The organism is Microcystis sp. M083S1 (assembly GCF_020246405.1).
Classification (GTDB): Bacteria; Cyanobacteriota; Cyanobacteriia; order Cyanobacteriales; family Microcystaceae; genus Microcystis; species Microcystis aeruginosa_C.
The window spans coordinates 1-11,056 of record NZ_JADBTB010000113.1 but is presented as its reverse complement, the minus strand read 5'-3'; the positions used below and the strand labels follow the sequence as shown (position 1 = coordinate 11,056).

At 40.8% G+C, this 11,056-nt stretch carries 16 protein-coding genes and 1 pseudogene; 7 read left to right on the top strand and 10 right to left on the bottom strand.

Annotated features, from left to right (window positions below; translation table 11 throughout):
• Window positions 1–604: 604 nt before the first annotated feature.
• The gene (locus tag IM450_RS11720) at window positions 605–847 is read right to left on the bottom strand and encodes a hypothetical protein (protein ID WP_272072090.1); all 243 of its coding nucleotides are present in this window, start codon (window positions 845–847) and stop codon (window positions 605–607) included.
• A 261-nt stretch (window positions 848–1,108) separates the two neighbouring features.
• Between IM450_RS11720 and IM450_RS11715 the strand changes: the two genes are divergently transcribed.
• From IM450_RS11715 to IM450_RS11690, 6 genes are all read left to right on the top strand, one after another.
• Entirely contained in the window at window positions 1,109–1,603 is a 495-nt protein-coding gene (locus IM450_RS11715) for a hypothetical protein (RefSeq protein WP_287668223.1), read from the top strand.
• Window positions 1,604–1,620: 17 nt separating this feature from the next.
• Window positions 1,621–2,514, top strand: a complete 894-nt coding sequence (locus IM450_RS11710) for a GUN4 domain-containing protein (protein ID WP_287668220.1) — start codon at window positions 1,621–1,623, stop codon at window positions 2,512–2,514.
• 128 nt (window positions 2,515–2,642) lie between these two features.
• A complete protein-coding gene (locus IM450_RS11705) occupies window positions 2,643–2,927 on the top strand; it encodes a type II toxin-antitoxin system HicB family antitoxin (RefSeq protein WP_002734253.1) in 285 nt (94 codons plus the stop codon).
• On the top strand, window positions 2,924–3,109 hold the full coding sequence (locus IM450_RS11700) for a type II toxin-antitoxin system HicA family toxin (protein ID WP_002734683.1): 186 nt from the start codon (window positions 2,924–2,926) through the stop codon (window positions 3,107–3,109). Before IM450_RS11705 ends, IM450_RS11700 begins: the two co-directional genes overlap by 4 nt.
• 12 nt (window positions 3,110–3,121) lie before the next feature.
• Window positions 3,122–3,448 (top strand): tetratricopeptide repeat protein, encoded by a 327-nt coding sequence (locus IM450_RS11695; RefSeq protein WP_287668228.1) that lies wholly within the window; start codon window positions 3,122–3,124, stop codon window positions 3,446–3,448.
• 290 nt (window positions 3,449–3,738) lie between these two features.
• Window positions 3,739–3,879: a hypothetical protein gene (locus IM450_RS11690; protein ID WP_164502940.1), complete on the top strand. Its 141-nt coding sequence runs from the start codon at window positions 3,739–3,741 to the stop codon at window positions 3,877–3,879.
• A 245-nt stretch (window positions 3,880–4,124) separates the two neighbouring features.
• On the opposite strand, the gene IM450_RS11685 is transcribed toward IM450_RS11690, so the two are convergent.
• From IM450_RS11685 to ahcY, 7 genes are all read right to left on the bottom strand, one after another.
• A complete protein-coding gene (locus IM450_RS11685) occupies window positions 4,125–4,514 on the bottom strand; it encodes a type II toxin-antitoxin system VapC family toxin (protein WP_002801881.1) in 390 nt (129 codons plus the stop codon).
• Window positions 4,511–4,708, bottom strand: coding sequence for a hypothetical protein (locus IM450_RS11680; RefSeq protein WP_002789758.1), 198 nt, complete (start codon window positions 4,706–4,708; stop codon window positions 4,511–4,513). Before IM450_RS11680 ends, IM450_RS11685 begins: the two co-directional genes overlap by 4 nt.
• A 106-nt stretch (window positions 4,709–4,814) precedes the next feature.
• Window positions 4,815–4,979: a type II toxin-antitoxin system VapC family toxin gene (locus tag IM450_RS11675; protein WP_223211133.1), complete on the bottom strand. Its 165-nt coding sequence runs from the start codon at window positions 4,977–4,979 to the stop codon at window positions 4,815–4,817.
• A gap of 86 nt (window positions 4,980–5,065) precedes the next feature.
• The gene (locus IM450_RS11670; RefSeq protein WP_002795863.1) at window positions 5,066–5,365 is read right to left on the bottom strand and encodes a hypothetical protein; all 300 of its coding nucleotides are present in this window, start codon (window positions 5,363–5,365) and stop codon (window positions 5,066–5,068) included.
• A gap of 19 nt (window positions 5,366–5,384) precedes the next feature.
• Window positions 5,385–5,507, bottom strand: coding sequence for a hypothetical protein (locus IM450_RS11665; protein ID WP_287709531.1), 123 nt, complete (start codon window positions 5,505–5,507; stop codon window positions 5,385–5,387).
• Window positions 5,508–6,113 (bottom strand): DedA family protein, encoded by a 606-nt coding sequence (locus tag IM450_RS11660; protein ID WP_002784839.1) that lies wholly within the window; start codon window positions 6,111–6,113, stop codon window positions 5,508–5,510.
• 242 nt (window positions 6,114–6,355) lie between these two features.
• Window positions 6,356–7,633 (bottom strand): adenosylhomocysteinase, encoded by a 1,278-nt coding sequence (gene ahcY, locus IM450_RS11655; protein ID WP_002732258.1) that lies wholly within the window; start codon window positions 7,631–7,633, stop codon window positions 6,356–6,358.
• 242 nt (window positions 7,634–7,875) lie between these two features.
• On the opposite strand from ahcY, the pseudogene IM450_RS11650 reads away from it, so the two are divergent.
• Window positions 7,876–8,193: pseudogene (locus IM450_RS11650) on the top strand (helix-turn-helix domain-containing protein); the annotation flags it as partial.
• 75 nt (window positions 8,194–8,268) lie between these two features.
• Here IM450_RS11650 and IM450_RS11645 read toward each other — a convergent pair.
• Window positions 8,269–9,618, bottom strand: coding sequence for a 2-succinylbenzoate--CoA ligase (locus IM450_RS11645; RefSeq protein WP_287668226.1), 1,350 nt, complete (start codon window positions 9,616–9,618; stop codon window positions 8,269–8,271).
• A complete protein-coding gene (locus IM450_RS11640) occupies window positions 9,594–10,559 on the bottom strand; it encodes an o-succinylbenzoate synthase (RefSeq protein WP_287668211.1) in 966 nt (321 codons plus the stop codon). The genes IM450_RS11645 and IM450_RS11640 overlap by 25 nt, the downstream gene beginning before the upstream one ends.
• Between the last annotated feature and the right edge of the window lie 497 nt (window positions 10,560–11,056).

The window sequence follows — 11,056 nt, the reverse complement described above, 5'->3', positions numbered from 1 at the left end:
ACTCGACCGACCCAACTGCAACAAAAAGCGTTAGATTTATTGGAAGTTTCTCTGATTTGTACCCAGTAACGGGGCGCTGGAAATTTTCTTAATCCTTTCTACAGCACGGGTTATGGCTTTTTGTCAACGGGGAAGTCCAGTTATTGTGAACTAGAGTGCTAAAAGTTTCAACAAAATAGGGTAGGCTATGCCCACCCTGTCAATTATGAAAAATTTTGACATCCTCACCGCCCAGCCCCGGCGGTGAGGATGTCAACACTCTTTAAACTCCTAGCCACACAAATCCCAGACGCTGAACTACAATTCATCTTCTCCGCATCAGAGTACCCAATTTGGTGGCCCTAGGACGCAACGGCAGCTGCAAACATTCTGATGCAGATGATTCAGGATGACCAAGGGGCATCTGCTTATGCCTAGTAAAGTTGAGTTTCCCTTTTCTGAGGATAACGCATTACCGACCAGAACCTTGATCCCAAGCGGCGATCGCTCTGATAACATGAGCTACTTTATCATTCTGCCTCAAAATTGTTTTTTATTGGTCGGCAATAATTGTCTTCTTTTTTTGATTTTGTACGGTAAGTTTGGAACAATCATATTTAAAAAGTCAGAAAATCTTCATCAAGAATTTGCTCCAGCGATAGTCCCCACTCTCAGGCTCAATGACAATAAACCAGTCATAATATTCCCCTGCTAATTGTGGATAAACGCGGTCAAAAATCTCTCGACAACGCCGAGCTAAAGCTTTATCCTCAGCCTCAATTTTCGCTATTTCTTCAGCAGAAAGGCGATGTTGATGAGGAAAAATCGAACTTCCCAGAGGAACTTTTCGAGAGGTTATTTGGCTCATTTTGGCTAATTTTTGCCCAGTGGGGACAAATTTAACTAGAGACAGAGAGAAGAAAAGAGCCTGTTGTGTTTCGGAAATGACTATCGTTCAGGAGAAGTCATTCTTTGATTATTCTAACGATTTCTGCATCTAGTCGGAGCCGTTTTTTTCAGGACAATCGCCACTCTCCACCCAGCCCAATATTGGGAGTAATAAGCTAAATCCCGTCATATAATTGGAAAGGAGAATGGCAACATTAGAGGCTGAGGCGAGGGGAAACAGATGAAGGGCGATCCGGCTGTATTGAAGAAAGTGTCTGTCAGTCTTCCTTTTGGTATTGGTTCAGCCGAATGGGAGGCAGATCCGACTGAGAGAAGGGCTGCATGGTCACTTTATGTGGAATTGGTGACTCGCATTGCTGTAGAGCCACTGGAGGGTGAAGAAGGGCTGCTGCGTGAGGCTTTGAACTCGCTGTATAGTTTATTTGGGACAACCGGCGAGATTCTCAAGGAAGCTGGTCCCGATGTGGGGGCTTCTCGCAATTCAGTGGGCGGTATTGCGATCGCTGTCCTGAATCGGGGGTTGCGCCGTTTTCTAGCCAAGTGGCATCCTCGCTTACAGGTTTGGGAAGCGAAGCGTCCTGCTGATGTCAGTCCCAAGGAATACGAGCAGCAATGGACAGAAGAACCTGAATTGCGAAGGGAGTTAGAGGCTCTCAGGCAGGATTTAAGTCGGTATGCACTGGCTCTAGCAGAGATTGCTGGGGTTGAAAATTAGATTAGGAGTTTCTGGGAATGTCTATTTTTATTAGCTACAGTCGTCAAGACCAAGCCTATGTAAATAAGCTGCTAGAGGCTCTTACAAAGCACGAATTGCCCTGGTGGTTAGATAACAAAATTGACTACGGGGATAAATGGCCAAGAGTGATTGAAGAAAACCTCAGAAAAAGTCAGGTTTTTATGCTGGTGATGTCTCCTCGCTCTAAAAACTCTCATTGGGTAAACTGCGAACTGGCTCTTGCTTTAGAGTTAAAAAAGCCCATTTTCCCCCTTTTGTTAGAGGGTAGCCGTTGGCTAGAAGTTGGAATAATTCAGACAGTTGATATACAGGGGGGAAAACTGCCGCCTGCTAGTTTTTTTGATAGAGTTCGATCTGAATTAGGAAGTGAGTTTACGGTTCGCTCTCCTCGTAATGAAGTAGAATTGAAAAGTAAAAGGGGCATTAACTACACCAAACTTCGTGACTTGCTAGCAGCAGGAAAATGGAAGGAAGCAGACGAAGAAACAGGTAAAGTCATGTGTCAGGCGGCTGGTCGAACAAGCTCAGGATGGTTAAGAATAGAGGATATCGATAGCTTTCCCTGTGAAGATTTACGGATAATCAATCAACTCTGGCTACATTACAGTAATGGCAATTTTGGCTTCAGCATCCAGAAAGAAATTTATGAGAGTCTTGGGGGGAAGAGAGAGTATAATGAGGAGATATGGCAAGAATTCGGTGATAGCGTCGGCTGGAAAGAAGGAGGAAATTGGTTGAACCGCCATAACCTAAACTTCTCACAAAATGCCGTCCAAGGTCACCTCCCTGCTTTTGGATTAGGGAAAAGTATTGGTTTAATAATCATTCCAACTAAGAAGAATTTTTTCTTCTCTTCTCTCGTACAAAGACTTGTAACTTGTAAGATATAGCAACTTCAGGCAATTTGTCAAGCTTAGTTTTGGAGATTTCTAGAACGAAAACATAGGCTTTTTCCCAATTTGTTCAGTTCTTAATCTATTAATCAAAAAATTCGGTGAAAGAAAGGAGTATAAATTGGATGCTTACCTACAAAGCAATGTATAAATTTCTGGAACAGGGAGTCCATGGAGAAGTCTTGGATTTCCCTGGCGTGATTTCCTGGGGAAATGATCTAGCAGCAGTACGCCGTTCCTTAGCCAGTGCGCTGGTGGACATGGCAGAAGTTAATATATCTAGGGGGGAATCCTTACCCTTGCCTAATGAGTTGTTAACAGACCCAGAAGCGGATTTAGAAGAACCAATTTATCTAATATTTTCTGCATCAACCCATGTCCAAATTGTACCGACTTTGATAGCCTCATGAAGCGTCGAGATTTGTTGCGTTATCTCAGTCAACAGGGTTGTCAATTGGTACGAGAAGGAAGTGAACATTCCATCTGGGAAAATCCACTCAATGGTCGGCGCACAGCCATCCCTCGACATAGAGAAATTGTAGAGTTTACTGCTGTGAGAATTTTTCGTCAGTTGGAGATACCAGAACCTTGATAACAAGGTGCGATCGCAGACTACAATCAAGCCATTAAAATCAAACCTGACTTTGCTGATGCCTACAACAATCGCGGGATTGCCAAGAAAAACTTAGGAGACAAGCAAGGTGCGATCGCAGACTACAATCAAGCCATTAAAATCAAACCCGACTATGCTCATGCCTACCGCAATCGCGGGTTTGCCAAGAAAAACTTAGGAGATTACCAAGGTGCGATCGCAGACTACAATCAAGCGGCACAACTTTACTCGCAGCAAGGCAATATGGAAGAGTATCGTAAGGCTCTCGACAGGATCAAAAATCTTGAAAAAGGATTTTGGGGAAGGTTGTTCTCGTGAAAAATGGTTGTTACTGAAATTAAAAAATCAAAATAAAGGACTGATGAATTAATCTATAATGCAAGAGAAAGAAGCTATTAGCGGAAGGTTATTTGAACCATCTAAAGCGGGAGGTAAAATTCTTAAATTATCCTATCAAGAAATAAAAAACTAGGCTATCCCACTGGACAGCCACCCGATCCCGATCTGGCTTACAAATTGTGGAATAATGCTCACACAGCAACCCTTGAAGATTATGGTTTAAAAGAAGGATTTGGCGTTTTATTTCACCCAAGTATAGAGGATTAATCATGAAAGATACCGTACAGTTAACCCAACTTGAATTGGTGCTTCTCCAATTAGTTGAAAAAGGAAAAGGAAAATGGAGTTGGTACGAATTAGCTAACGCACTTTCCCGCCGAGATGTTCCTAGCCGTAGCGTGTGGATCTGAGAAGGGAACAGGGGGTCTTTGGTCGATTCTCGTTTTTTCTTCTCTCGCGCAAAGACTCGTAACCTGTAAGATATAACAACTTCAGGCAATTTGTCAAGCTTAGTTTTGGAGATTTATAGAACGAAAACATAGGCTTTTTCCTACTTCAATACCTGGCACTGGTTGCTGTCATCAAGCTATCGGTTTCCAGTAGTAAGCTACTTTGCAGATAAGTCAACTTTTAATTCTCGCTCTTCTACTATTATTTACCCCTCATCAATAAACGGGTTTTTAATATTTAAACCAGAAATACCCTTAAAATCATCAACATTTCTAGTGACCAAACATCCATTTTGGCTCAATGTTGTTGCGGCAATAATGGCATCGGGAATCTTGATTTTATACTGTCGTTTCAGTTGAATAGTCAGATATTCAATTTCTCTCAATATGGGAATTAATTCAAACTGTGAGAGTAAATCTTCAATTATCTGCTCTTCTTCCTTAGACAAAGTAGGAAAACTGAGTAACTCAATTCTGACAATTGGTGAGATAAAAATCTGATGCAAACTCAAAAAAGCTTGGGAGAAAAAAGAAGTAACTATATCGTCATCGGCTAAATAATAAATAAAAATATTGGTATCATAGACGTATTTCATCCATCCCACTCCCGACGAAGAGACTCTACATGAGATAGCATTGCCGCTTTTTTATCCTTAAGAATACCTTTGGCTTTAACCACCTTTTGATAATCTTTTTGCCAAAGCTGAAGCAGTGAATCTGGCACGTCTGCTGTAATAAAATTTTCATCTTCAGCAATCAGATAATTCCTTGGTATTTTAATCAGTGGCAAAGCTTTTCTCCTAATACCAAACAGTATTTAATGTCTCTCTCTGTCATAGACTATCATTATATATCATCCTTTCCTCATGAATCCCTGACCTCCCAGAAAAATCCAATCATCGCGGCGGTAATCCAAAAATAGTAATAAGTAAAGACTGTAACCAATTAATCGATGCTTGAGTTTGCTCGACCGTCATCCGATTTCTTCTTTCTGCGACTAGGAGAGTATTGACAATCTCTAAAGACCAAATTTCGGGAACAAATGCTTCGGCGTTTGGCATTATGTCTAATACTGCGTTAGCATAATCGTTATCTTCATCGACCAAACATCAGCTAATTGCTACCGAACAATCTAAAACGAACTCAATCAAAACCGCCTCCCTTCTTCTCGCATGGCACGAATTTCACTTTTAGGTAAAGCTACAGTTTTTTGAAGGCGGCGCATTCCTGAAATAGCTTGGGTAATAGATTGCTCTACTACTGGGTTGCCCCAGGCATTATAGCGAGGTTTTCTTTCCTCTTTTCTACTTGCTAAATCTTCACTGACTTCTTGAACCGCTTCAACGGTTACTGTAACATTTACTTCAGTGTCTTTAAAATCGGACGGTATATCTAAATGTAAGATTCCATCTCTACCAATCTGAGAACGTAGTTTAATTGTTGGCATATTAAAACCTCGTATATTCTTATCCTTTTGCCCCTTTATAAGCAGTAAAACGTAGTAAAACGTAGGGCGCGTTAGAATACAAAAATTGCTGCTTTGACTCGAAGGTGACAATCCGTCGTAAAACACCACCTCTCATCAACATTTACTCATACCGGCGGTTACGTTTGCGGATAATCCAGAGGATAAACCAGATAACGAGGACAAGTAGAGCTATTTTTGACACAGGAGCCAGATATTCTTCCACAAGGGGGTAATTTTTCCCTAAAAAGTAACCTGCTGCCGTTAAAAAAACGACCCAGAGGGTCGTGCCGATGGTGGAGTAAACTAAAAAGGGAATCATCGCCATGTGATTCATCCCGGCGGGTAGGGAAATCAAAGTTCGTACTCCGGGGACCAAACGACAGAGTAAAACCGCTTTACTGCCGTGACGGTTAAACCATTGATTAGCTTTTTGAATATCTTTAGCGGAAACGGTAATCCATTTGCCGTATTTATCGGCTAGTTTTTCAATTTTTTCCTCATCCACAACCCGACCGAGATAATACCAAGGTAGCGCTCCGATGACCGTACCAAAAATCCCCGCTACCACTGCCGGAATAAATTCCATTTGTCCCTCATGGACGGTAAAACCCGCCAGGGGCATAATTAATTCCGAGGGAATGGGAGGAAAAAGATTCTCTAAAAACATTAATAGGGCTATGCCTAAATAGCCCATAGAAGTCATTGTATTTGTAATCCATTCAGTCATATTTTTTGAGGATTTAGAAAACAGTTTAAAAGTAAAAAAAGGGAGTGGGAAGTAGGAAGTAGGAATTATGAATTATGAATTATGAATTATGAAGTGGCGGGTACTGACTCCTGACTCCTGACTCATGACTCCTAACTCCTGAAAACTGAAAACTGAAAACTGATAACTGATAACTGATAACTGAAAACTGATAACTGATAACTGATAACTGATAACTGATAACTGATAACTGATAACTTATATTAGGTTCCGGAAGTCCAGGAGTTGATATATTCTAATTGGGCTTCGGTGAGAGTATCGATTTCAATCCCCATGGCTTGCAGTTTCAAGCGGGCGATTTCTTGGTCTAATTCGTAGGGAATCGAGTAGATGCCGGGGGCCAATTTACCTTGATTTTTAACCAAGTATTCTACACCGATCGCCTGGTTAGCGAAACTCATATCCATAACGGCGCTAGGATGACCTTCGGCGGCTGCCAGGTTAACTAGGCGACCTTCACCGATAACAACGACGGATTTACCGCTTTTTAGTCTATATTGTTGGGTAAAGTTGCGAACTTCCTTGACATTATCGGCTTTTGCCCCTAAAGCTTGCAGGTCGATTTCAATATCAAAGTGACCGGAGTTGGAAACAATCGCCCCATCTTTCATCAGGTCAAAATGTTCGGCCCGGATAACGTGCTTGTTACCAGTAACGGTGATGAAGATATCGCCTTCCTTGGCGGCTTCATCCATGGGCATAACCCGGAAACCGTCCATCGCCGCTTCAATGGCACGCACGGCGTTAATTTCGGTGACAATTACATTAGAGCCTAAACCTTTGGCCCGCATAGCGACACCTTTACCACACCAACCATAACCAGCCACAACCACGGTTTTACCGGCGAGGAGGATATTGGTGGCGCGAATGATACCATCAAGGGTAGATTGACCTGTACCGTAGCGATTATCAAAGAAATGCTTGGTTTCTGCGTCGTTAACGTTCATTGCGGGGAAGGATAATACCCCGGCTTTGAGCATGGCTTGCAAACGGACGATACCGGTGGTAGTTTCTTCGGTAGTACCGATAATGTCGGGTAATTGGTGACTTCTTTCTTTAACTAGGGTGGCTACCACATCACAACCATCATCGATGATAATCTGGGGTTTATGATCGAGGGCGATTTGAACGTGACGGTGATAGGTGTCGTTATCTTCCCCTTTGATTGCATAAACGGGGATGCCGTAATCAGCGACTAAACAAGCGGCCACATCATCCTGGGTGGAAAGGGGATTACTAGCAATTAGTAACGCATCGGCGCCACCGGCTTTGAGTGCGATGGCCAAATTAGCGGTTTCGGTGGTAACGTGACAGCAAGCGACTAAACGCAGTCCAGCAAAGGGTTTTTCGATGGCGTAACGTTCGGCTAATTGACGCAAAACGGGCATTTCCCGTCCGGCCCATTCGATGCGCTGTTTGCCGATGGGGGCTAAACTAATATCTTTGATGTCGTATTTCTGTTGAACTGGTGTTGCTACCATAAGGGGTTTTCCTTAAATACAAGCCTAGGCTATTGGTTAATTTAACTTAACATTGTCCGGGGATTTTGGCCAATGTCAAGCTTTTCACTGGTTTTTTATATAGGAAAAAGTTATCAATCCCTCGCTGACCTATCCAGAACTCAGTACATTGTCTCTATTTTGGGTAATTATATAGTACAAATAAACTATTATGTAGCTCAATTAAGCTAGAAATCTCTATCTCTTGATGATAAGATGAACTGATAGGCGACAAACTGACAGGCATTAATCCCAAGATAATCCAGTGGGCAAGAGAAAGGACGACATATTCTCTTGAGTCTGTGGCGGTCAAGTTTAAAAAAGATGTTTCTGTTATCGAGAAATGGGAGCCAGGAGAGGACTTTCCTGCTTATAGTCAATTGGAAAAGTTAGCAGAAATATATAAACGTCCTCTCGCTTTATTCTTTTTCCGAGAACCTCCCCTAGAAGCGGAGGAAAAACAAGAATTTAGAACTTTGCCAGACTTTGAAATCGAAAATTTGGCTGCCGATACTATCTATGCTTTACGACAAGCAAAAGCGTCGAGTTCGTTTTCATCCTTTAACTACCAGCATAGAAGACAGTGGTTATCTCATAACTCACCATTAAGATAACTGCTATAAGTATCGTCCGGGGTTTGACTCGGTGTCAAAACAAGTTTCAGCTAATTTAATTAAAGTGGTTCGATTAATCTTCCCTTGGGGACTTTTTGGTATCTCTGGTAATTTTATCCAATGTTTCGGCAGTTTATAATTGACTAATTTATCTTTAATCTGGGATTGAATAATTGTCTGGCATATCTGAGAGTTGACGGGTACATAAAAAGCCACAATTACCTGTCCCCATCGAGAATCTGGCAATCCTAAAACCACCACATCTTTAACTAAATTAGTTTGTCTAATGGCAGTTTCTACCTCAAAAGGATAAACATTTTCTCCTCCGGTAATTATTTTTTGACTATCGCGGCCAATGATATATAAATAACCACTTTCATCCAAGTAACCTAAATCATCGGTCTCGAAGTAGCTTGCTTGATTAAGATGGGGATAATAACCTAAAAATAAAGATTTCGCTTCAATAATAATTTTCTGGTTATCGGGATTAATTTTTATCTGAGCATGGGGTAATAGCTGTCCACTACTATTATTGCCTCGTCGAAAATCTTCTGGTTTAAGAGTGACAATTTGTGAGGCAGTTTCCGTCATTCCATAGGTGGGAGACAGAGGAATATTATATTCTCTAGCTTTTTCTAGTAAAGATGGCCATGCAGGGGAACCTCCTAGTAAAACTGTTTTAAAATTGGCTAACCATCGAGGATCATTTTCTAGAAAAAATTGTAATTGAGTGGGAACTAAGGAGATAAAATAATCTTGAAGATTGAGAGTATTTATGCGCTTTTGCTTGATTTTATGGTAAGGAATAACAGCAAAATATCCCCCTGTTAAAAAACTTCTTAGAAACTGCATTAAACCACTAACATGATATAAGGGCAGTAAGCAAAAAGAGTTAACCTGCTTGACTTGAAAATATTCAGAAAAACCTTTGACAGAAGCAGTTAAAGTTAACCAGTTATGGATAGCAAAGCGAATTTTTCCCGATGTTCCTCCCGTGGGTATCATCAGAGAATTAGTCCCAGGATTGACAGGAGGAGAATTATAGTTAAAAACCTTGATATTTTCGCCCAAAATATAATCGGGTTGCATCAGAGAGAAAACCTGTTGCCATTCGTTAGTTTTCCAGTCGGGATTAGCTAGAAATAGGCAACTTTTGGCACTGACGGCAGCCAAGAATATCGCTAAGAATTTAATGGGATTGCCTTCGGACAGAAGTATAGTTAATCGAGGATTATCTGCGGCGATAAATTGCCGAGAATAGGAATGATATAATTGATAAAATTTCTGGCTATTGTATCCATATAACCAATCTTTTTGACTGAGATATGCTAATTGTTTGCTGATGTCTTCCACAGTTTTTCTAACCAATCGGGGTCACTATTATTAAACCATTGTTGCACACCAAAACCTAAAGCCCGCTCCTTTCTGGGGTATTCTTGGGCTAGACGTAAAGCGGATTTTCTGCCGATATTAGTTTCTAAAACGGAGGAAAATACTAAATCTAAGGGATATTTTCCCCAGAGATTTCTTAACCCTTGTATTGAACCAGTAATAGCAGGTTTAATCACAAAAATTCCCCGCCATCCCTGTTGATAACATTCCTCTATTTGTCGAAGATTGGCCACCGATTCATCTAAAGCAATCCCCGTGGTAAAATCTTGACTTAATTGCAACATTTCCGCTAATTGAGATGGGGGTAAAGGTTGTTCGATAAATTCAATTATTTTAGATTCATCGGCAATTTTTAACCAGATTCTACTGTCAGTAATACTTAATCCCCCATTGGCATCTAAACGCAATTTAATTTCCCTGGGTAATCGGGTAATTAATTTTTCAAATAAGTTTAACTCTTGCTTGAGAGAATTGACTCCAATTTTCCATTTATAAGTATTAGTTTGATTGGCGGCTAAAATATCATCCAGACAGGGAAATACTGCCGCACCAGTGGGCAATAAATAACTATAATTTTTCGGTTCTAATTCTATTGATTGATTTTCTATACTTAAATCTTCTAAAGCTGATTCAAAGGCAAATTGACAAGCGGGAAATTGTTCAGGAATAGAAAAAATTGAATTTATTGATAGGGGATTTTCGAGACTTTGACAAAATAATATTGCTGCCGATAATGTTTCCGAACCAAATTCAGGTAAAGGAGCAATTTCTCCCCATCCAATACGTCCATCTTCAGCTTCTAAGCGAATAATAATTCCTTCCCTAATTTGCCATAGTCTGTGATGGGTTTGTAGGGGACGCAGCAAAGGACGCTGATAAACACGAAATTGCCAGAAATACATGATTAACTATAAGTAGTCGTGAAAAATTAATTTTCTAGTTGAGATAGGAGACCTTTTAGTGTTCAGTAATCAGTGAAAGGCTGCAGCTCAATTTTATAGAAATATCTATATCATATTTTGGGCTTGTAAGTAAGTAATCTCAATTAATTGTTAGGGAGGCACAATTATTTTTAGGATGAGTTAGCGGTAGCTTAACATGAGCAGGCGTTGGGTTTCATGCTTCAAACCAACCTACGTTCTTTATAGAGTTTGTCAGCGAAACGTTTTTTGTCTTAAAGTCCAGACAACAGGTTTCTCCGAGAAACCCGTTTTCTAGGTATTGACGGTTGTTGGGTTCATGAGCTGCCTAACGCACCCTACAAGCTGTATTAAGATTAAACTAATACAAGTATATCAGAGGCGGTAAGAGTGGGTTTAGAACTAAGAGTTGCAATTTGAATGGCTGCTATTGTACCTGTCCCGTCCCCATCAAAAAATAGGTCTCCAGTAATTGTATT